The following is a 20,161-nucleotide window of genomic DNA, read 5'->3' as shown; positions in this document are numbered from 1 at the left end:
CAGCACGCAGACTCCGCGCTCTGCCCACCCCATAACACCCCCAGCCCTTCCCGTTGACTCGTGGCGTGTTCGCCTATGACGATCTCGCACAAGGCGAACACGCCACGAGTCAACGCAGCGCGAAGCGGAGGGATGACCGTGAGCAAGTCACAGACGGGTGGAACACTCGGCCCGCGAGAACGCGACCGTGTCGCCTGGCACATCAGCACCTACAGCCCCGACCACGGCGGGAGCTGCGTCGAGGCCGGTCCCCTGGCCGACGGCACCGAGCGCTTCGCCGTACGCCACAGCCACCACCCAACGCCTACACCCGCGCCGAATGGGAAGCCTTCCTCGCTGACATCCAGAACGGCGAATTCGACTTTTTCACCCCATAATCTCCCTAACCCCAGGGAGACAGTGACGGCTGCAGTGTTCGACTTCTAAGAAAACCCAGTTCGATTTCATAGATAAGCGTAATCGAGCGACCGCGTTCAGTAACATCGCTCACATGGTCAAGTCCCCCCACGAGGCCCTGCACCGGATCTTTCAGGAAGATCCGGGCCTGTTCGCCAGGGTCTTCGAACGTCTATTGGGCATCGAGTTCACCGGACCGTACGAGGTTTCGGTGTTCAGTCCCGATATGACCGAAATCAAGCCGCTGGAACGCCGGGCCGACACGGTCCTCATGATCGAAAGCGAGTCGCGGGCCTGCGCTCTCATCATCGAGTCGCAAACCGAGAAGGTGGCGGAGAAAAAACGCAGCTGGCCGTACTACGTCGCCTACATGCACGCCAAGCACGAGTGCGACGTGGCATTGCTGGTGGTCACCGCCAAAGAGCCCACCGCTCGATGGGCCCGCGAGCCCATCAAGATCGGTGTCGGCTCGTGGCACTGCATGATCGTCCAGCCCTTTGTAGCCGGGCCCGACAACATCGAAGCCATCACCAGCGTCAAGCAGGCGAGCGACGATGTGGTCTACGCGCTGCTCTCGGCCATCACCCATGGCCACTCCGACGACGCGACTGAGATACTGGACGCGCTGGCCCCCGCACTCGACACCGTCGACCCGGACACCGCCGGCCTCATCGCAGAGTTCGCCGAACTGGGGCTCACAGGAAAGGCCCAAGAGACGTGGAGGAGCCTGATGACCAAGCAAGAATACCGCTACCAGTCTGAATTCGCCGAAATCCTCCGCTCGGAGGCACGGACGGAACTACGGGCGGAGGTACAGGCGGAAGTGCGCGCGGAAGTGCAGGCGGAGGTACGCGCGGAAGTGCAGGCGGAGGCACGTGCCGAAGGCGAGGCGCGGCTCGTGCTGCGGACTCTGGAGCTGCGTGGGATCAAGGTTCCGGAGTCGGTGCGCGAGCGGATCACGGCCTGCAGCGATACCGAGGTACTCGAGCGCTGGTTCGACAGGGCGATCACGGCGAACCGGATCGAGGAACTCTTCGACTGATCTGTGGCCCGACGGGGCCGGATGACGTGCCGGCCCCGTCCTGGGGCTACGGGGTGGCGGTGGGGACGATGTCGGGGGCTCCCCGGCGGCGGGCGTCGGCCTCCTGGTCGCCTTCCTGGCTCTGCGAGGCGCGCTCGGCCTCGATCCGCTTGCGGTAGTACTCGATCTCCCGGTCGCGCTGCTTCTTGGACCAGCCCAGCACCGGCGCGATCAGGTCGGCGGCCTCCTGGACGACGCCGAGGCCGCGGTCCCAGGTCTCGATCGAGATCCGGGTACGGCGGGCCAGCACGTCGTTGAGGTGGCGAGCGCCCTCGTGCGAGGCGGCGTAGACGACCTCGGCGCGCAGGTAGTCGTCGGCGCCGGTGAGGGGCTTGCCCAGGTCGGGCTTTTCGCGGATCAGCTCCAGCAGGTCGTCGACCAGGACCCCGTACCGCATCAGCAGGTGCTCGATCCGGGCGACGTGCAGGCCGGAGACGGAGGCGAGGCGGTAGCGGGCGTTCCACATGGCCTGGAAGCCCTCGCCGCCGACCAGGGCGATGCCGTCGGTGCAGGACTCGGCGACCTTGCCGTCCAGGCCGTGGGCCACCGCGTCGATGGCGTCCTTGGCCATGACCCGGTACGTCGTGTACTTGCCGCCCGCGACCAGGACCAGGCCCGGGACGGGGTGCGCCACCACGTGCTCGCGGGACAGCTGCGAGGTCTCCTCGGTCTCGCCCGTCAGGAGGGGGCGAAGGCCGGCGTAGACGCCCTCGACGTCGTCGTGCGTGAGGGGGGTGTTGAGCACCGAGTTCACGTGCTCCAGCACGTAGTCGATGTCGGCGCGGGACGCGGCCGGGTGCGCCTTGTCCAGGTCCCAGGCGGTGTCGGTGGTCCCGATGATCCAGTGCCGTCCCCACGGGATCACGAACAGCACCGACTTCTCCGTACGGAGGATCAGGCCGGTCGAGGAGTGGATCCGGTCCTTGGGGACGACCAGGTGGATGCCCTTGGACGAGCGGACGTGGATCTGCCCGCGGCCGCCGACCAGTTCCTGGATGTCGTCGGTCCATACGCCGGTGGCGTTCACGACCTGCTTGGCGCGGACGGACGCGACGGTCCCGGCCTCCAGGTCGCGGATCTTGACGCCGGTCACCCGCTCCCCCTCGCGCAGGAAGCCCACGCACTGCGTACGGGAGGCGATCTTGGCCCCGTACGCGGCGGCCGTGCGCAGCACCGTCATCACGTAGCGGGCGTCGTCGACCTGCGCGTCCCAGTACTGAATGGCTCCGACGAACGAGCTCTTGCGCAGCGAGGGGGCGAGCTTCAGCGCGCCGCGCCGGGTCAGGTGGCGGTGGTGCGGCAGGCCACGCGCGCTACCCATCCGGAACGCGAGCGCGTCGTAGAGCGCGACGCCCGCGCCGAGATAGCCCCGCTCCCAGATCCGGCGGGTCGTGGGGAGCAGGAACGGTACGGGCTTGACCAGGTGCGGAGCGATCTGCAGCAGCAGCGCGCGCTCGGTCAGTGCCTCGCGCACCAGGTCGAAGTTGTACTGCTCCAGATAGCGCAGCCCGCCGTGGATCAGCTTGGAGGAGCGCGACGACGTCCCGGAGGCGAAGTCGCGGGCCTCCACGACCGCCACCGACAGCCCCCGGGTGGCCGCGTCGAGGGCGGCGCCGGCGCCGACGATCCCGCCGCCGACCACCACGACGTCGAACTCCTCGCGCGCCATCCGGTCGAGGGAGCCCGCCCGCTCGGCCGGTCCCAGGCGCGCGCTGCCCAGTCCGGTCACCGGTGATCCCGTCATCGCGATTCCCCCTGTGCGGTTGGGTGTCCCAGAACTACCTACCCAACAGTAAGGACGGCGCCACACCGGGAATCACCGATTCGGCCAAGATCGCATGAACGGATCGGTGAGACGCCCCACATAGGGCCGTCCAGGTACCGCGTTTCGGGGGCCACGCCCCGGTTTCAGGCGTTGCGCTCGGGCGGGGGCGCCACGACCACCTGGACGCGCTGGAACTCCTTGAGTTCGGTGTAACCCGAGGTCGCCATCGCCCGGCGGAGCGCGCCGATGAGGTTCATCGACCCGTCGGCCACGTGCGACGGGCCGTACAGGATCTGCTCCAGGCTGCCGATCGTGCCCAGGTCGATCCGGGTGCCGCGGGGAACGTCGCCGTGGTGGGCCTCGCTGCCCCAGTGGTAGCCGCGCCCGGGGGCCTCGGTGGCACGGGCGAACGGCGAGCCCACCATCACCGCGTCCGAACCGCAGGCGAACGCCTTGGCGATCTCGCCGCTGTTGGCCATCCCGCCGTCGGCGATCACGTGCACGTACCGCCCGCCGGACTCGTCCAGGTAGTCGCGCCGGGCCGCCGCCACGTCCGCGACCGCGGTCGCCATCGGCACCGCCACGCCCAGCACCGTACGGGTGGTGTGCCCGGACCCGCCGCCGAAGCCGACCAGCACCCCGGCCGCGCCGGTGCGCATCAGGTGCAGCGCCGCCGTGTAGGTGGAGCAGCCGCCCACGATGACCGGAACGTCCAGGTCATAGATGAACTGCTTGAGGTTGAGCGGCTCGGCCCGCCCGGACACGTGCTCGGCCGACACCGTGGTGCCGCGGATCACGAACAGGTCCACCCCGGCGTCGATCACGGCCTTGTGGAACTGCGCGGTGCGCTGCGGCGACAGCCGCGCCGCGACCGTCACACCCGCCTCCCGGATCTCGGCGATCCGGCGGCCGATCAGCTCTTCCTTGATCGGCTCGTTGTAGATCTCCTGGAGCCGCCGGGTGGCCCGGGCAGTGTCCAGTGAGGCGATCTCGGCCAGCAGCGACTCGGGGTTGTCGTACCGGGTCCACAGGCCTTCGAGGTCGAGCACCGCCAGCCCGCCCAGCCGGCCGGCCGCGATCGCCGTCTCCGGGCTGACCACGCTGTCCATCGGCGCGACCAGCAGCGGCGTCTCGAACCGGTAGGCATCGATCTGCCAGGCGACGCTGACCTCTTCGGGATCGCGCGTACGGCGCGACGGGACGATGCCGATCTCATCGAAGGCATAGGCCCGGCGCCCACTCTTGCCCCGGCCGATCTCCACCTCTGCAGCCACTGCGCTTCCTCATTTCCAGGCCCGCACGCGACCTGGCGCGGGCGGGCACAACATGAACGTGCGGACTTCCTGCCCACCCACGGCGGAGCACAAGCCCCGGCGAGTTTACCCACCGGCCGGTGGGACCTGATCGCCGCCGCTGCCTGGGCCTGCCTCAGCCACCGCGCGAGCGCGTTACCTGGCCGGTGCGGCGAAGCCGAAGGCGAGCCTCACCGGCCAGATCGCGAAGCGATGCCGCGCTCGCACAGGCACGGTCACGGTGCGAGCCGCCAGGCGAGCACCGTGGGCCGGGACTTTAAGACACGGCCGGGACTAAGAAAACACCGCCTCAGCGGCCCTGGTAGTTGGGGGCTTCTACGGTCATCTGGATGTCGTGGGGGTGGCTCTCCTTGAGGCCGGCCGTGGTGATCCGCATCAGCTGGCCGCGCTCCTGGAGCTCGGGGATCGTCCGGGTGCCCGCGTACCACATCGACTGGTGCAGGCCGCCGATGAGCTGGTGGGCGACGTTGGCCAGCGGGCCGCGGTAGGGCACCTGGCCCTCGACGCCCTCGGGGATCAGCTTCTCCTCGGACGACACGTCGGCCTGGGCGTAGCGGTCCTTGGAGTACGAGCCGCCGCGCTCGCGGTTGCGCATGGCGCCGAGGGAGCCCATGCCGCGGTACGACTTGTACTGCTTGCCGTGCACGAAGATCAGCTCGCCGGGCGACTCCTCGATGCCGGCCAGCAGGCTGCCCAGCATCACGGTGTCGGCGCCGGCCACGAGGGCCTTGGCGATGTCGCCGGAGTACTGGACGCCGCCGTCGCCGATCACCGGGATACCCGCCTCGCGGGCGGCGCGGGCGGCCTCGGAGATCGCGGTGATCTGCGGGACGCCGACGCCCGCGACCACGCGGGTGGTGCAGATGGAGCCGGGGCCGACGCCGACCTTGACGGCGTCCGCGCCGGCCTCGGCCAGCGCCTTGGCGCCGGCGTAGGTGGCGATGTTGCCGCCGACGACCTGGACCGGCGCGTTGGCCTTGATCACGGCGATCGTGTCGGCGACGCCCTTGGAGTGGCCGTGCGCGGTGTCGACGATGATCACGTCGGTGCCCGCCTCGATCAGCGCCTTGGCCCGCTCGATCGCGTCCTCGCCCACGCCCACGGCGGCGGCGACCAGCAGCCGGCCGTCGGCGTCCTTGGTGGAGGAGGGGTACTGCTCGCTCTTGGTGAAGTCCTTGACCGTGATCAGCCCGCGCAGCCGGCCGTCTGCGTCCACCAGCGGCAGCTTCTCGATCTTGTTGCCGGCCAGCAGCGCGAACGCGTCCGCGCGAGAGACGTCCACCGGCGCGGTGATCAGCGGCATCGGGGTCATGACCTCGCGCACCGGGCGGGACAGGTCGGTCTCGAACCGGATGTCGCGGTTGGTGACGATGCCGACCAGCACGCCGCGCACGTCGGTGACCGGGACGCCGGAGATCCGGTAGCGGGCGCAGAGCACCTCGACGTCGGACAGCGTCGCGTCCGGCAGGCAGGTCACCGGGTTGGTGATCATGCCGGCCTCGGACCGCTTGACCCGGTCGGCCTCGGCCGCCTGCTCCTCGACGGGCATGTTGCGGTGCAGCACGCCGATCCCGCCCTGGCGGGCCATCGCGACGGCCGTACGGGATTCGGTGACGGTGTCCATGGCCGCCGACAGCAGCGGGATGCGCAGGTCGACGTCGCGGGTCAGCCGGGTCGTGGTGTCGGCCTCGCCGGGCTGCAGGTCGGAGTAGCCGGGCAGCAGCAGCACGTCGTCGAAGGTCAGGCCCTGCGGGATGATGGCGGGCTCGGCGGCGGGATTCATGACTACCTTCCCCTGGGGCGTCTGGGTGTACGGCCAGGTCACGACGGCCTCGTTCCATGGTAGGACCTGGCCTGGCGGTGGGACGGCACTTCCCGCTCGGGGGCGAGTGGTCTTGGTGACACCCGCAACGCACTGACCCATCCGCACATTCCCGGACATTTCCGACATCGCCCCGGCAGGCCCGCCCGGATCGGCCTGGCGCGCCCGAACGCGGGGGCCGCCGTACCCGGCCCAGGCGGGGCGGATGCGGCTTGGGGGGTGCACCCAGCGGGGGGCGTGGCAGTAGCGTGGGGGTGTGCACGACGACGCTCCGCTCGACCCGTTCGCCGGCGACCCGGAGGACCCGGCGGCCTCGCTCGGCGACCCGGGCGAGGACGTCGCCCCGCTCAGCGTGACCGAGCGGGAGGACGTGCTGGCCGATCTCGCCGACCTCGAGGTCTTCCGGGCCCTGCTGGAGCCGCTCGGCGTGCGCGGGCTCACCGTCGACTGCGGTGACTGCGGCAAGATGCACTACATCGACTGGGACCTCCTGCACGGCAACCTGCGCCACCTGCTCGACCAGGGCCTGCCCCGCGTCCACGAGCCCGCGCTGGCGCCCGATCCGGTCGACTACGTGAGCTGGGAGTACGCCCGGGGCTACGTCGACGGCGTGATCGACAGCGAAGAGGGACGCGACGAGCCCTAGCGGCCCGGACCGTCTCGGTCGTCCCGGTCACAGTCGCGGTCACGGTCGCCCAGGTCGGCGGGCAGGCGGGTGCGCTCCTGGACGCGCCTGCCGAGTTCCTCCAGGCGGCGCTGCATCCGGGTGAAGTCCTCGGTCTGCGGGCGTACGGCCCGGCTCTCGGTGGCGGCCCTGCGCGGGCGCGGTGTGCTCTCCGGAAGCCCGGCGATGCGGTGCTTCACACGCGAGGCCTGCTTCGAGTCCTTCCCGGTCTCCCCCGGCTCGGTGCGTTGCAGGCCGGAGGGCACCGCCCGTACGGGAGCCAGGGCGAAGGGCAGGACCGCCTTGCTGGAGTCGGTGGTGTCCGGGGCGCCGCTGTGCCCCTCCTCGACCGGGCCCATGGCCTGGGACGGAGCGGGCTGCCCCGTCATGCCGCCGGCGGCCGCGACGCCCGTACCGGCCAGCACGGCGCCGGCCACGCCGAGGGCCACGATCGTCCGGGGGCCGCGGCGGCGGGGGCCGACCGGCGACAGGGGACGGTCGTCCTCGACCGGGTCGTCCGGCACGGCGTCCTGGCCGGCGGCGGGCCCGTGCCGGACCGGGACGAGTTCGTCCACGTCCCTGATGAGCGCCCGCAGCATCCGGACCGCCGGGTCGTCGGAACCCGCCGCGCGCCGTGCGGCCAGCGCGTCGATGAGGGCGTCGGTACGGCGGGCCGCGCCCAGGTCGGCCGCGAGGGCGGGAAAGGCGACGACGGCGCCCGCGGTGCGGGAATCCGTACTGCGGGGATCCGTACTGCGGGAATCCGTGGGGAAGGGCTCCGGGGTGAGGGGATCCGGGGTGGAGGACCCCGTGGTCGATACCGCTGCCGGATCCGGGGCGCCCTGGCTCCGTTCCGTCAAGCGATCGACTCCTCTCTGGCCATCGCGCGGAGCCGGGTCAGCGCGCGGTGCTGCGCGACCCGTACCGCTCCTGCGGTCATGCCCAGCACGTTACCGGTCTCCTCGGCCGACAGCCCGGCCACGACGCGGAGCAGCACCAGCTCGCGCTGGTTCTCCGGCAGCCGGGTCAGCAGGTCGCGGGCGCGCTGGGCCTCGATGTAGCGCACCACGGTCTCCTCCGGCCCGGGCCGGTCGTCGGGCCCGTCCGGCAGGTCCTCGGTCGGCACGGCCGCCCGGACCGCGCTGCGCAGCGCGTCGGCGATCTTGTGCGCGGCGATGCCGAAGACGAACGAGGCGAACGGCCGTCCCATGTCGCGGTAGCGCGGCAGCGCCGACAGCACCGCGATGCAGACCTCCTGAGCCACGTCGTCGGCGATGTGGTACTGCCCCGACACCCGGCCCAGCCGGGCGCGGCAGTAGCGCACGACCATCGGCCGGATCTGCCCGATCAGTACCTCGATGGCCCCGGGATCGCCCTGGACGGCCAGCTTCGTCAGCTCTTTGAGGTCCCCGTCGTCGGTGCTCGCCATGCGCGGCGCCCGGCCCCCGCGGCCGGCATCGCGGGGTGGTGGAGGGGTCGCCCCCTCCGAGGGTTCTCCGGCGCGCGCGGTCGTGGTCCCGGCGAAGCATCCCTCGGTCACGTAGAGCATGATGCCCAGCGGGCTCGGGCCTGTCTCCACTGTGTTCGGCAACGGAATGGTCACAGTGCGGGGAACGGTACCCGAAACGCACCCGGTGCGCTCGGATGATCGCGCAGGGTGGCGGCACGGTCCCCCGTTACGCCTCATTCAGCTATAAACCACCTATGAGACGACGAATCGCAAGATTCGCGACTTATAGCGCAAATAGGGAGATCCCCGCCATGTCTGGCAGGGATCTCCCCTTCGCGTACGGCCGGAGCCGGCCGGTGCCTCAGCGCCGGTCAGTGCCGGACGGGCTCGAACGGTACGTCAGTGGCCGTGGCCGTGACCGTGACCGCCGCCCGCGGGCTCCTCGTCCTCCTCGGGCTTCTCGACGACGAGAGCCTCGGTGGACAGCAGCATGCCCGCGATCGACGCGGCGTTGGTGACCGCGGAACGGGTCACCTTCACCGGGTCGATGACGCCCTGGGCGATCAGGTCGCCGTACTCGCCGGTGGCGGCGTTGTAGCCGTGGCCGGCCTTCAACTCCTGCACCTTGGAGACGACGACGTAGCCCTCCTGGCCGGCGTTCTCGGAGATCCAGCGCAGCGGCTCGACCAGCGCGCGGCGGACCGCCTCCGCGCCGGTGGCCTCGTCGCCGGACAGGCCGAGGGCGTCGAAGCCCTCCTTGCCCACGTGCACCAGGGCGCTGCCGCCGCCGGACACGATGCCCTCCTCGATCGCCGCGCGGGTCGCCGAGATGGCGTCCTCCAGGCGGTGCTTCTTCTCCTTCAGCTCGACCTCGGTGGCCGCGCCGACGCGCAGCACGCAGACGCCGCCGGCCAGCTTGGCCAGCCGCTCCTGCAGCTTCTCGCGGTCCCAGTCGGAGTCGCTGTTCTCGATCTCGACCTTGATCTGGTTGACCCGGCCCTGGATGTCGTCCTGCGAGCCCTCACCGTCGACGATCGTCGTCGCGTCCTTGGTGACGGTGATCCGGCGCGCCTGGCCCAGGTCCTCGATGCCGATGCTGTCGAGCTTGAGGCCGATGGCCTCGCTGACGACCTGCGCACCGGTCAGGGTGGCCATGTCGCCCAGCATCGCCTTGCGGCGGTCGCCGAAGCCCGGGGCCTTGACCGCGACCGACAGGAAGGTGCCGCGGATCTTGTTGGCCACCAGCAGCGCCAGCGCCTCGCCCTCGACGTCCTCGGCCACCACCAGCAGCGGCTTCTTGGTCTGGGCGACCTTCTCGGCCAGCGGCAGGAACTCCTGCACGTTGGAGATCTTGCCGTCCACGATCAGCACGTAGCCGTCCTCCAGGACGGCCTCCATGCGCTCGGGGTCGGTGACCATGTGCGGCGACAGGTAGCCCTTGTCGAACTGCAGGCCCTCGGTGAACTCCAGCTCCAGGCCGAAGGTGTGGGCCTCCTCGACGGTGATGACACCGTCCTTGCCGACCTTGTCGAACGCCTCGGCGATCAGGTCGCCGATCTGGCCGTCCTGCGCCGAGATCGTCGCGACGTGCGCGATGTCACCCTTGGCGTCGACCTCGCGGGCCGACTTCAGCAGCTGGTCGGACACGTACTGCGCGGCCGTGTCGATGCCCCGCTTGAGGGCCATCGGCGACGCGCCGGCGGCCACGTTGCGGATGCCCTCACGGACCATCGCCTGGGCCAGCACGGTGGCGGTGGTGGTCCCGTCACCGGCGATGTCGTTGGTCTTGGTCGCCACTTCCTTGGCGAGCTGGGCCCCCAGGTTCTCGTAGGGGTCCTCCAGCTCCACCTCGCGGGCGATGGTGACGCCGTCGTTGGTGATCGTCGGCGCGCCGAACTTCTTGTCGATGACGACGTTGCGGCCGCGCGGGCCGATCGTCACCTTCACGGCGTCCGCGAGAGCGTTCACGCCGCGCTCAAGAGCCCGGCGGGCGTCCTCCTCGAACTCCAGGATCTTCGCCATGCGGAAATCTCCAGTCCTGTACGGCTAGCGGTACGCAGTACGCCCCGGCCGCCCCTGATTTCGGGCCGGTCCGGGGCGGTGCGTCACTTCTCGGTGAATTACTTCTCGATGACCGCGAGGACGTCGCGGGCCGAGAGCACGAGGTACTCCTCGTTGTTGTACTTGACCTCGGTGCCGCCGTACTTGCTGTAGAGCACAACGTCGCCGACGCTCACGTCGAGCGGTACACGCCCGCCCTTGTCGTCGATACGACCCGGGCCTACGGCCAGGACGGTCCCCTCCTGGGGCTTCTCCTTGGCCGTGTCGGGAATGACAAGACCCGACGCGGTGGTGGTCTCGGCCTCAAGCGGCTGGACGACGATGCGGTCCTCGAGCGGCTTGAGAACAACCTTGGTGGCGGTCGTCACGATCTGACCTCCCCTTCGATTGGTCCTCGGCCGGCCATGTCGACCGGCCGGCAATGTGGCAGAAGAGGCGACCCTGGACCGGCCTGCCGTCGCGGGTGCCAGACCGACCTTGTCGCTGCTGGCACTCTCAGTGTGAGAGTGCCAGTCTGGAGACTATTCCGAGACCGGTGACCCGTCAACATGAACACGGCCTGCCCGGGCGGGTCCCCGGCGCCGTGACCGGCGGGACGGCCGCATCCCCGCTCCGGCGCTAACGTCCAGCCTATGGACATCCAGGGGTTCCGCGGACTGCTTACGCCGGACGGCCAGGCCGTACTCGCCGCGGCCACCGGCTCCGACGTGACCGAGAGCGGCCTCCTGGCGACCGCGTCCCGGCTGCGCGAGCGCCACCCCGCCGAGCTGGTGTCGGCGGCGCTCACCCAGGTACGGCTGCGCGAACGGGCCCGAGCCAAGTTCGGTCCGGACGCCGGTGCGATGTACTTCACCCGGGCCGGGCTGGAGCAGTCCACCCGGGCGAGCGTCGCCGCGCACCGTGCCCGCCGCTTCGCCGGATACCTCGTACCCGGAGATCGGGTTCTCGAACTCGGCTGCGGGATCGGCGCCGACCTGATCGCGCGGGCGCGGGCGGGCCGTACCGGCGAGGGCGTCGAGCTGGACCCGCTGACCGCCGAGGTCGCCCGCGCCAACCTGGCGGCGCTCGGGCTGGACGATCTGGCCTCGGTACGGGCGGGCGACGCGACCGCCGAGGATCCGGCCGGGTACGCGGCCGTCTTCGCCGATCCGGGGCGCCGCACGACCCGCGGCCGCGTCTTCGACCCCCGCTCGTACGAGCCGCCGCTGGACACGATCCTGGACCTGGCCGGGCGCGTCCCGGCCGGCTGCGTCAAGGTCGCGCCGGGGATCCCGTACGAGGCGATCTGGCCCGAGGGCGATGCGGGCGGGAGCGGTGCGATCGGGAGCGTCGGAGGGCGTGGTGCGGGCGAGGGCGGCGCCGGGACGGAGGCCGAGTGGATCTCGGTCGGCGGGGACGTCAAGGAGGCCGCGCTCTGGATCGGCGGGCTGGCGGGGGACGTCCGACGCAGGGCGACCCTCATCCCGGCCGGCTTGGACCGTGGCGACGACCCTGGCGGGGACCGCGAGGCGGAAGGGATCGTGACGCTGACGCCGGAGCCGGGGCTGGGCGATCCACCCGTCGGCGGCTGGGGGCGTTTCCTGTACGAGCCGGACGGCGCGGTGATCCGCGCGCATCTGGTCGCCGAGGTCGCGGCCGGGGTCGGCGGGCGGCTGGTGGACCCGCGGATCGCCTACATCACCTCGGACACGCTGGTGCGGACGCCGTTCGCCGCCGCGTACGAGATCGACGACGTGCTGCCGTTCTCGCTGAAGCGGCTGCGCGCCGAGCTGCGGCGGCGCGATGTCGGGGTGCTCACGATCAAGAAGCGCGGCTCGGCGGTCGACATCGACCGGCTGCGCCGCGACCTCGGGTTCGGCCGGCGGGGACCCGGCGGCGACGCGGAACTGACGGTGGTGCTGACCCGGGTGGGCGACGACCCGGTCGCGCTGCTGACGCGCCCGGCGCCCCCGGCGGCGCCATTTCCGCACCGAAGATCTTCTTAGGAACGAGAACGCCAAGAGCGTTCGGGCGCCATGCCACGGCTGAGCAAATACTGCGCACTTTCCGGTAGCGAGTTCGGCGGCGGAAACAACTCGTCCGAGAAACGCGTGATGCGGCCGGAATGGCAGCGGCGGCGGGCCGGTGGCGGGGCGCTTCCCCTCTCCGGAACGGTTCGGCGGGCGTACCGGCGCCTGTACGGATTCTCCAGGCCCGCCAAGGCGTGGCGAGTGCCGGCGCCGCTCGCGGCGACTGCGGAGTTCATCCGATTCATCGCGCATCGGGAGAATGTCGCGCTCCGCCCGAACGTCCCGCCTTTTCCCGCAGCCGGATATCGAGCGTCCACACGACGACTCGGACCGCCCCGTGTTCCCCGTTATCCATGGGCCGCGCACGCACTACAGTGAGCGACTTCACGATTTCATTGCCGCCCGCATTTTCGAGCGCGACGGCACAAGAGGGAGCATCGGGTGGAAACGAATCACAACTTCCTGCAGACAGGGGGTCAGCCGGTCTCGGATCGGATGCGGGAGTTGCTCGCCCGTGCGGCGCAGGACCACGTCTACGAACAGCGCTCACAGGGTCAGGTCCTGGATGAGATACGCCAGCGGCTGGAAGGTATGGAGTGGCTGCTCCGCGAGGTGCGGGAGCGGGAGCTGAACGGCCTCACCGGGCAGATCGACGTGGTGCGGGGCCAGGTCGACGAGCTGTTCGGCAAACCCCCCGAATGGGCGGAGGGGCTGGCCGAGCACATCGAGGCGGTGGGCGAGCGGGTCAAACCCGTCGCCGAGCTGCCGGCGCTGTGGGCCGACGTCGGCGTGGTGGCCGAGAACGTCGACGAGACGCTCACCCGGATCCAGTCCATGCTCGACTCCGCGGACCACATCACCGACGCCACCCGGCAGGCGTCGCAGCGCATGGAGGACATGTCCAAGCGGCTGGACAGGCTCCAGGGCAGCATGGAGGCGTCCTCGGTCCGGTTCAACCGGCTGGACAAGTCGCTGGCCGAGCTGGGGCACCGGGCCGAGCGGCTCGATCACTCGATCAGCAGCGTCACGACCCGGGTCGACCAGTCGCTCGGCGAGACGGCCGAGCGGATGGAGCAGGGCCTGGAGGCCGTCAACGGGCGGGTCGAGGGCGTCGGCGGCCGGCTGGACGGGCTGGACGGCCGGCTGGAGGGCCTGTCGGGCAAGCTGACCGGGCTGGACGGCCGGCTGGTGGCCGTCGACGACCGGATCGGCCGGCTGCCGGCCACGCTGGAGATCGGCGAGCTGCACAAGATGATGACCGAGCTGGTGCACCGGCCGGTGATCGACCAGGGGCACCGCTTCGACGCGCTGGAGAAGCGGCTGGCCGACGCGGTGGACCCGCTGATCGACGAGCTGCGGGCCCGCCCCGACCGGGACGAGGTCGAGGCGACGATGTCGCAGCTCGCCCGGACCGCCTACAGCGACGTGTCCCGGCGGATGGACGAGTTCTCCCGCCGTTTCGAGGACGTCCACGAGAACGCGCGCAAGCGGATCGAGGGCATCCACGAGGAGACCACCAGGAAGGTCGACGGGGCACTGGAGGAGTTCACCACCCAGGTCGACATCGTCTCCCGGCGCGTCGAGTCGGTGCACAACGACGTCACCAAGCAGGTGGAGGCCGTGCACAACGAGGTGACCAAGCAGGTCGACAGCGTCCACGACGACGTCAGCAAGCGGATCGACGACGTCCACACGGGCGTGGCCAAGCAGGTCGGCGGCCTCCAGGACGACGTCAAGCGGCGGGTCGGCGGTGTCCAGGAGGAGGTGGCCAGGCGGGTGGACGGCATGCAGGACGAGGTGGGCCGGCGCGCCGATGCCGTACAGGCGGAGGTGGGCAAGCGGTTCGAGGTCGTGCAACTGGAGGTCGGCAAGAAGGTCGACTCGGTCCACGACCAGGTCACCCGCCAGGTGACCTCCGTCCACGAGGACGTGCTCAAGCGGCTGTCCACGCTGGAGGAGACCATGCTCGCGCTTGCCGAGGCGCTGCTGCGGCCGCGCCGCGACGGCAAAGATTGAGCGAGTGGGGAGTCTGAGGGGTCGCCCCTCAGAGAGACAAGACTGAGTGGCATTGCGGGGCGCTCTCGCGGGCTTGTGCGGGAGCGTCCCGGGTGCCGTCCATCCACCGATTCCTAGTCCGGCGGTTTGTCCGGCAATCCGGGGAAGCGCCCGAAGCCATGATCCAAAGCCATGTCGATGACGTGCACTTTGTTACGTTCCGTCTTCGCAAAATCACTGCCAATACCCATCGGAATCCGTTTTCATGGATCTCGTGACCCACGCATCGGCTCCCTGTGCACCCACCGGTGCCCCGCCCAGCCGCACCACCCTGCGCTGGGTGGCCGAGTGCCTCGGCCAGGGCGCCGAGGTGCGGATGGTCCGTCCCCTGGCGGGCGGCGCTGCGCACGCCAACCACGCACTGCTGGTCGAGAGCCGCTCGGGCAGCGCGCACCGGCTGGTGCTGCGCCGCTGGACGCCGCGCGAGCCGGGACGCCCCGCGGCGCGATACGCCGACTCCGAGTTCTCCCCGGAGCGCGAGATCGCGGCACTGACGCTGCTGGCGGGCTGCGAGGTCCCGACGCCGTCGCTGGTCGCCGCCGACCCGGCCGGCGCCTACTGCGACGCGCCCGCGCTGCTGATCAGCCGGCTGGTCGGGCATCCGCCCCGGCCCGCACCCGACGACCTGCCCGAATACCTCATCCAGCTGGCCGCCGCGCTGTTGGCCGTGCACACCCGGGGCGGCGCCTCGACGATGCCGCCGTACGTCCCGTACAACCGGCTCGACCAGCGGCAGGCTCCCCGGCACGCGCTTCGCCCGCGGCTGTGGGAGCGGGCCTTCGAGTTCGCGGCCGGGCCCTCGCCCGAGGCCCCCTACCGCTTCATCCACCGCGATTACCACCCCGACAACACCCTGTGGTCGTACGGCAGGCTGACGGGCATCGTCGACTGGTCGGACGCCTCGTACGGGCCGATCGCGATCGACATCGCGCACATGCGGCTCAACCTCGCGCTGCGGTACGGCCCGCCGGCGGCCGAACGGTTCGTGACCGCGTTCGACCAGGTGTCGGGCGGCTACCGGCACCACCCGTACTGGGACGTGCGCTGCCTGCTCGACCTGCTGCCCGAGGACGACGGCCGGATCATCGACGAGGCGAAGATGCCGCTGGTCGAGGACTACCTCGCCGGTCTGCTGGCCGAGGTGTCCGCCTGATCCCGGGCCGCGCCGGCGCCGCGCGGGCGGCTCCGGCGCGCCGGGCGGTCAGAGCCTGATCGTGCCGATCGGAAGGCTGGAGTCGGCGGGCAGGTCAAGCTCGGACGGCGCCAGCCCGCTGGCCACGAGCTCGGAGCCGAGCGCGGCCACCATCGCGCCATTGTCGGTGCACAGCTTCGGCCTCGGCACCCGCAGCCGTACGCCGGCGGCGTCGCAGCGTTCCTGGGCGAGGATCCGCAGCCGGGAGTTGGCCGCCACACCGCCGCCGATCAGCAGGTCCTTCACCCCGTTGTCCTTGCAGACCTTCAGGGCCTTGTGGGTGAGCACGTCCACCACGGCCTCCTGGAAGGAGGCGGACACGTCGGCCACGGGCACGGGCTCACCGGCCCGTTCCTTGGCCTCCACCCAGCGCGCCACGGCGGTCTTGAGCCCGGAGAACGAGAAGTCGTAGCTGCCGTCGTTGTACTTGCCGCGCGGGAAGCCGATCGCCGCCGGATCACCGTCGCGGGCCATCCGGTCGATCACGGGGCCGCCGGGAAAGCCCAGGTCGAGTACCCGGGCGACCTTGTCGAACGCCTCGCCCGCCGCGTCGTCCACGGTCGCGCCCAGCGACCGCACGTCGCTGGCGATGTCGGGGACCAGCAGGATCGAGGAGTGCCCGCCCGACACCAGCAGCGCCACGCACGGCTTGGGCAGCGCGCCGTGTTCGAGCTGGTCGACGGCCACGTGCGCGGCCAGGTGGTTGACCCCGTACAGCGGCTTGCCCAGGGCCAGCGCGTACGCCTTGGCGGCGGCCACCCCGACCATCAGCGCACCGGGCAGCCCGGGGCCCGCGGTGACGGCGAACGCGTCGACGTCGTCGAACGTGATCCCGGCGTCGGCCAGCGCCCGTTCGACGGTCGGCGCCATCGCCTCCAGGTGCGCCCGCGAGGCCACCTCCGGCACGACGCCGCCGAACCGCGCGTGCTGCTCCACGCTGGAGGCGATCGCGTCGGCCAGCAGGGTGTGCCCCTGGACGACGCCCACGCCCGTCTCGTCGCAGGAGGTCTCGATCCCCAGGACGAGCGGCTCTGAGTCTCGGATCACGGTGACTGGTCCTCCTGCGAGAAACCGATGGGACGGGTGGTGGCGAGCATCCGGCGCATCACGATCGCGTCGATACCGGACGGCTGGTAGTAGCGCTTGCGGAGGCCGACCCGCTGGAAGCCGAACCGTTCGTACAGCAGCCGGGCCCGGTCGTTGTCGGCGCGTACCTCCAGGAAGACGGCCTCGCTGGCCCGTCGCGCCGCCTCGTCCAGCAGCTCGGTGAGCAGGGCCGCGCCGATGCCGGCGCCCTGCCGGTCCGGCAGCACGCCGATGGTCTGCACGTCGGCCTGGCCGCCGGCGGCCGCCAGCCCGGCATAGCCGACGAGCCCGCCGCCGGCCTCCTCGGCCACGACGTAGTGGCGGGTACGGGGCTGATCGGCCAGCTCGGCGCGCAGCATCTCCTCGGACCAGGAGTCCTCGGGGAAGAGCGCCTCCTCCAGCATCAGCACGGCGGCCAGATCGGCGTCGCCCATCGGCCGTACGGTCACGGCGCCGCTCACCGGGGGGTCACCTTCTTGCGCGGGCCGGGCTCCTTGGCGTCGGGACGGCGCATGTAGAGCGGCTCCGGCGGCAGCAGCTCAGGCCCGGACCCGCCGGACAGCCGCGCCACCGCCAGCTGGGCCAGCGCCGCGGCCGTGGGCAGCAGGGGCGTGGGATCCTGCCCGGAACCGCCCAGAACGTCCGGGTAGAGGGCCGCGCCTTCGCCGATGACCGGCAGCGTGCCCTCGGGGACGCCGGCCAGCACGTCCGCGGGCGGGCCCACGGCGGGGCCTGAGGACCGTACGGCGGCCGACTCGTACCGGGCCCAGTAGACCTCCTTGCGGCGCGCGTCGGTCGCCACGGCGAACGGGGCGTCGCGGCCCGAGGCCCAGGCGATCACGTCCAGCGTGCACACGCCGTGCACCGGCACCCGGAGCGCCTCCCCCATGGCCCGCGCGGTGACCAGCCCGACGCGCAGGCCGGTGTACGGGCCGGGCCCGACGCCGACGGCGATCGCGCTCAGCTCGCCGGGAGCCGCGCCCGCCTCGGCCATCACGCGGGCGATGGAGGGCGCGAGCAGCTCGGTATGCCTGCGCCGGTCGACGTTCTCGGCGATGCCACGGCGGCGCACCCCCTCGCCAGGGGACCAGTCGTACAGCGCCACGGTGACCGCGGCCGTCGCGGTGTCAAAAGCCAAGACCAGCACGGATTGAAAGCGTACTGCAGGAGCAGGGGGTCCGGCCCGGCGGCGGGCCGGATCAGCCCGCGCTCAGGCCCTCCAGCACGCTCCTGGCCGCCTCGGTCGCCCCGTCCATGGCGGCGGAGGAGGCCAGCGGGTCGCCGTCGTCGCCGCCCGAGTAGTGGATGGTGATCAGGACGTTCACCGCGCGGACGTTGGCGATCGCCTCGCCCGAGCCCTGGCCGTCGTCCACGCTGTAGACCACGTAGCCCTCGTCCCCGACACCCTCGAGCGAGGTCTTGTCGGTCAGCTCCTGCCCGGCGAGCAGCGCCTGGCCCGACTCGTCCGCCTTGCGTTCGGACCCGAACCGGGCCTTGGCGGCGTCGGTGGGCGTCTGGCTCTGCGCGCCCTCGATCGCCCGCAGCTCGACGGTCAGCTGGCGCTTCTGGTCACCGGTGTAGACGCCCCACACGCACTGGTTCTGCCGGTCGCTGCTCTGGTAGTTGTCGGCCTGCGTACGGTCGGCCTTGGGCGCCAGCTTGCCTGCGACCTCCTTGGAGAGCAGCTCACAGGAGTCCGGCACGATGGAGCGCTCCGCCGTGGATGTCGGCGAGCTTCCGGTAGCGCCGCTGCCCACGATCTGGCCCGAGCCCTTCTCGCCGCCCGCGCCGACACCGTTCAGGATCGCGAACGCGGCCAGCACGCAGGCGGCGACCCCGGCCACCACGCCTGCAAGGACGAGGGTGAACCGCCGGGCCGGCTTGCGCTCGCGGACGACCCGGTGGCTGCCGGTCCCGGTCCGGTAACCGCCGCTCCCGGAAGAGCGGCGAGGGGGCGGCTGCGAGCCGCGCCCGTACTGGCCGCTCTGCGAGCCGTACTCACCGCCGCGCGAGCCGTACTCGCCACTGCGGCTGCCGTACTCACCACTGCGGGCTCCGTACTCGCCACTGCGGGCTCCGTACTGGCCGCTGGACGAGCCGTACTGGCCGCCCTGCGAGCCGTACTCGCCACTACGGGCGCCATATTCACCACTGCGCGAGCCGTACTCACCACTAGGTGTCCCGTACTCACCACTGGGTGTCCCGTACTCGCCGCTCGGGGTGCCGTACTCGCCGCTTTGGGCGTAGCTGCTGTCCACGCCGTACTGGCCGGTGGGGGGCAGGCCGTAGTCGCCACTGGGGGCGCCCCCGGATCCGGGAGCCGCGCCACCAGGAGCGCCGGGGGCGGCAGGCGTCCGGCCGGGCAGGGGGTAGCCGCCGCTGACCGTGCGGTACTCGCCACTGCGGGGGTCATACTCTCCGCCACCACTCGGTGCGTTACCGTAACCGCCGCCGTCCGCACGGTAACCACCACCGGCCGAGCCCCCGTTCGAGGGGTCGTATCCGTCGGCGCGATGACTCCCACTGCGCTGATTACCACTCACCGGAACCCACTCCCGAGGGAAAGCTGATATGTCGTGAAGGTGAGGTTCGTTCCGGCAAAGAGTATGACATCTGACCGTAAAGTGACCCACTCGCGCCCCGGTAAAAACACGAGAGTTTTTCGGATCAGCTGAGTTCAGTGGCCAGACCGGCCCAGCGCTCCCCGACCCCGTTGATCTTTACTTTCCTGGTCTCGCCGGGGCCGTGCCCGCGCGAAATGATCACTTCCAGCCGGGCGTCGGCCAGGCCTTCGGCGAGCCCTTCGCCCCATTCCACGACGGTGACCGATTCGGGCGTCTCGGCATCAAGATCGAGATCGTCGAGTTCCGCGAATCCGCCCAGCCGGTAGGCGTCGGCGTGCACCAGTGCCGGACCCCCGGCCAGCGCCGGATGCACCCGCGCGATCACGAACGTGGGCGACGTGATCGGTCCCCGCACGTTCAGTCCCGAGCCGATCCCTTGGGTCAGCGTCGTCTTTCCCGCGCCCAGATCACCGGTCAGGACCAGAAGATCACCGGCTCTCAGCAGCCCTCCCAGCCGGAGGCCGAGCCGCCGCATCTCCTCGGCCGTGGCCACATCCAGGGCGACGCTCACGCTGTACTCCTCACTCATCCCAGTTCACCTCGACCCACCTCAAAGGCCCGCCCACCGGGCCACATCCGGACGCCCGCCACCCTCGTCGACTCGTGGCGTGTTCGCCTTACGCCGGCTCCCGAAGGGCGAACA

The 20,161-nt window shown here is 71.1% G+C and carries 18 protein-coding genes; 6 read left to right on the top strand and 12 right to left on the bottom strand.

What is annotated here, in order from left to right; translation table 11 throughout:
* Positions 1 to 75: 75 nt before the first annotated feature.
* Both ACH34Q_RS45815 and ACH34Q_RS45810 read left to right on the top strand, forming a co-directional pair.
* Entirely contained in the window at positions 76 to 426 is a 351-nt protein-coding gene (locus ACH34Q_RS45815) for a DUF397 domain-containing protein (RefSeq protein WP_395989551.1), read from the top strand.
* Between the two features lie 64 nt (positions 427 to 490).
* Positions 491 to 1,438: a hypothetical protein gene (locus ACH34Q_RS45810; protein WP_395989550.1), complete on the top strand. Its 948-nt coding sequence runs from the start codon at positions 491 to 493 to the stop codon at positions 1,436 to 1,438.
* Positions 1,439 to 1,484: 46 nt separating this feature from the next.
* On the opposite strand, the gene glpD is transcribed toward ACH34Q_RS45810, so the two are convergent.
* The 3 genes from glpD to guaB form a co-directional block, all read right to left on the bottom strand.
* Entirely contained in the window at positions 1,485 to 3,221 is a 1,737-nt protein-coding gene (gene glpD / locus ACH34Q_RS45805) for a glycerol-3-phosphate dehydrogenase (protein WP_395989549.1), read from the bottom strand.
* Between the two features lie 164 nt (positions 3,222 to 3,385).
* The gene (locus ACH34Q_RS45800) at positions 3,386 to 4,504 is read right to left on the bottom strand and encodes a GuaB3 family IMP dehydrogenase-related protein (protein ID WP_395989570.1); all 1,119 of its coding nucleotides are present in this window, start codon (positions 4,502 to 4,504) and stop codon (positions 3,386 to 3,388) included.
* Between the two features lie 340 nt (positions 4,505 to 4,844).
* Positions 4,845 to 6,338 carry an IMP dehydrogenase gene (gene guaB / locus ACH34Q_RS45795; RefSeq protein WP_395989548.1) on the bottom strand — a complete coding sequence of 498 codons (1,494 nt, stop codon included), beginning with the start codon at positions 6,336 to 6,338 and terminating at the stop codon, positions 4,845 to 4,847.
* A 295-nt stretch (positions 6,339 to 6,633) separates the two neighbouring features.
* On the opposite strand from guaB, the gene ACH34Q_RS45790 reads away from it, so the two are divergent.
* Positions 6,634 to 7,023, top strand: coding sequence for a DUF5319 domain-containing protein (locus ACH34Q_RS45790; RefSeq protein WP_395989547.1), 390 nt, complete (start codon positions 6,634 to 6,636; stop codon positions 7,021 to 7,023).
* Here the strand turns inward: ACH34Q_RS45790 and ACH34Q_RS45785 are convergent.
* From ACH34Q_RS45785 to groES, 4 genes are all read right to left on the bottom strand, one after another.
* A complete protein-coding gene (locus ACH34Q_RS45785) occupies positions 7,020 to 7,901 on the bottom strand; it encodes a hypothetical protein (protein ID WP_395989546.1) in 882 nt (293 codons plus the stop codon). The genes ACH34Q_RS45790 and ACH34Q_RS45785 overlap by 4 nt on opposite strands.
* Positions 7,898 to 8,470 (bottom strand): sigma-70 family RNA polymerase sigma factor, encoded by a 573-nt coding sequence (locus tag ACH34Q_RS45780; RefSeq protein ID WP_395989545.1) that lies wholly within the window; start codon positions 8,468 to 8,470, stop codon positions 7,898 to 7,900. Before ACH34Q_RS45780 ends, ACH34Q_RS45785 begins: the two co-directional genes overlap by 4 nt.
* Positions 8,471 to 8,890: 420 nt before the next feature.
* On the bottom strand, positions 8,891 to 10,513 hold the full coding sequence (groL, locus tag ACH34Q_RS45775) for a chaperonin GroEL (protein ID WP_395989544.1): 1,623 nt from the start codon (positions 10,511 to 10,513) through the stop codon (positions 8,891 to 8,893).
* Between the two features lie 98 nt (positions 10,514 to 10,611).
* Entirely contained in the window at positions 10,612 to 10,923 is a 312-nt protein-coding gene (groES, locus tag ACH34Q_RS45770) for a co-chaperone GroES (protein WP_395989569.1), read from the bottom strand.
* A gap of 261 nt (positions 10,924 to 11,184) precedes the next feature.
* Here groES and ACH34Q_RS45765 point away from each other — a divergent pair, with 261 nt between their 5' ends.
* From ACH34Q_RS45765 to ACH34Q_RS45755, 3 genes are all read left to right on the top strand, one after another.
* A complete protein-coding gene (locus tag ACH34Q_RS45765; RefSeq protein WP_395989543.1) occupies positions 11,185 to 12,537 on the top strand; it encodes an SAM-dependent methyltransferase in 1,353 nt (450 codons plus the stop codon).
* Between the two features lie 465 nt (positions 12,538 to 13,002).
* Positions 13,003 to 14,577, top strand: a complete 1,575-nt coding sequence (locus ACH34Q_RS45760) for a hypothetical protein (protein WP_395989542.1) — start codon at positions 13,003 to 13,005, stop codon at positions 14,575 to 14,577.
* A gap of 244 nt (positions 14,578 to 14,821) precedes the next feature.
* Complete coding sequence (locus ACH34Q_RS45755; protein ID WP_395989541.1) at positions 14,822 to 15,769, top strand: phosphotransferase family protein; 948 nt, start codon at positions 14,822 to 14,824, stop codon at positions 15,767 to 15,769.
* 48 nt (positions 15,770 to 15,817) lie between these two features.
* On the opposite strand, the gene tsaD is transcribed toward ACH34Q_RS45755, so the two are convergent.
* The 5 genes from tsaD to tsaE form a co-directional block, all read right to left on the bottom strand.
* Positions 15,818 to 16,855, bottom strand: a complete 1,038-nt coding sequence (tsaD, locus tag ACH34Q_RS45750; protein WP_395989540.1) for a tRNA (adenosine(37)-N6)-threonylcarbamoyltransferase complex transferase subunit TsaD — start codon at positions 16,853 to 16,855, stop codon at positions 15,818 to 15,820.
* Entirely contained in the window at positions 16,852 to 17,328 is a 477-nt protein-coding gene (gene rimI / locus ACH34Q_RS45745) for a ribosomal protein S18-alanine N-acetyltransferase (RefSeq protein ID WP_395989568.1), read from the bottom strand. Before rimI ends, tsaD begins: the two co-directional genes overlap by 4 nt.
* A 23-nt stretch (positions 17,329 to 17,351) precedes the next feature.
* On the bottom strand, positions 17,352 to 18,041 hold the full coding sequence (gene tsaB, locus ACH34Q_RS45740) for a tRNA (adenosine(37)-N6)-threonylcarbamoyltransferase complex dimerization subunit type 1 TsaB (RefSeq protein WP_395989539.1): 690 nt from the start codon (positions 18,039 to 18,041) through the stop codon (positions 17,352 to 17,354).
* Positions 18,042 to 18,093: 52 nt separating this feature from the next.
* Positions 18,094 to 19,152, bottom strand: coding sequence for a hypothetical protein (locus tag ACH34Q_RS45735; RefSeq protein WP_395989538.1), 1,059 nt, complete (start codon positions 19,150 to 19,152; stop codon positions 18,094 to 18,096).
* A gap of 409 nt (positions 19,153 to 19,561) precedes the next feature.
* Complete coding sequence (gene tsaE / locus ACH34Q_RS45730) at positions 19,562 to 20,047, bottom strand: tRNA (adenosine(37)-N6)-threonylcarbamoyltransferase complex ATPase subunit type 1 TsaE (protein ID WP_395989537.1); 486 nt, start codon at positions 20,045 to 20,047, stop codon at positions 19,562 to 19,564.
* Positions 20,048 to 20,161: the final 114 nt, after the last annotated feature.

This window comes from Actinomadura sp. 9N407 (genome assembly GCF_044326315.1).
In the GTDB taxonomy this organism is placed as follows: domain Bacteria; phylum Actinomycetota; class Actinomycetes; order Streptosporangiales; family Streptosporangiaceae; genus Spirillospora.
The sequence above is the reverse complement of the archived record's forward strand: the minus strand, read 5'-3'. Positions and strand labels throughout refer to the sequence as shown.

Excerpts from the sequence above, each read along its gene's own strand:
- ACH34Q_RS45815 (WP_395989551.1), top strand. The coding sequence starts at position 76 with ATGACGATCTCGCACAAGGCGAACACGCCACGAGTCAACGCAGCGCGA.
- ACH34Q_RS45810 (WP_395989550.1), top strand. The coding sequence starts at position 491 with ATGGTCAAGTCCCCCCACGAGGCCCTGCACCGGATCTTTCAGGAAGAT.
- glpD (WP_395989549.1), bottom strand. The coding sequence starts at position 3,221 with ATGACGGGATCACCGGTGACCGGACTGGGCAGCGCGCGCCTGGGACCG.
- guaB (WP_395989548.1), bottom strand. The coding sequence starts at position 6,338 with ATGAATCCCGCCGCCGAGCCCGCCATCATCCCGCAGGGCCTGACCTTC.
- ACH34Q_RS45780 (WP_395989545.1), bottom strand. The coding sequence starts at position 8,470 with ATGGCGAGCACCGACGACGGGGACCTCAAAGAGCTGACGAAGCTGGCC.
- groL (WP_395989544.1), bottom strand. The coding sequence starts at position 10,513 with ATGGCGAAGATCCTGGAGTTCGAGGAGGACGCCCGCCGGGCTCTTGAG.
- ACH34Q_RS45765 (WP_395989543.1), top strand. The coding sequence starts at position 11,185 with ATGGACATCCAGGGGTTCCGCGGACTGCTTACGCCGGACGGCCAGGCC.
- ACH34Q_RS45755 (WP_395989541.1), top strand. The coding sequence starts at position 14,822 with ATGGATCTCGTGACCCACGCATCGGCTCCCTGTGCACCCACCGGTGCC.
- rimI (WP_395989568.1), bottom strand. The coding sequence starts at position 17,328 with ATGGGCGACGCCGATCTGGCCGCCGTGCTGATGCTGGAGGAGGCGCTC.
- tsaE (WP_395989537.1), bottom strand. The coding sequence starts at position 20,047 with ATGAGTGAGGAGTACAGCGTGAGCGTCGCCCTGGATGTGGCCACGGCC.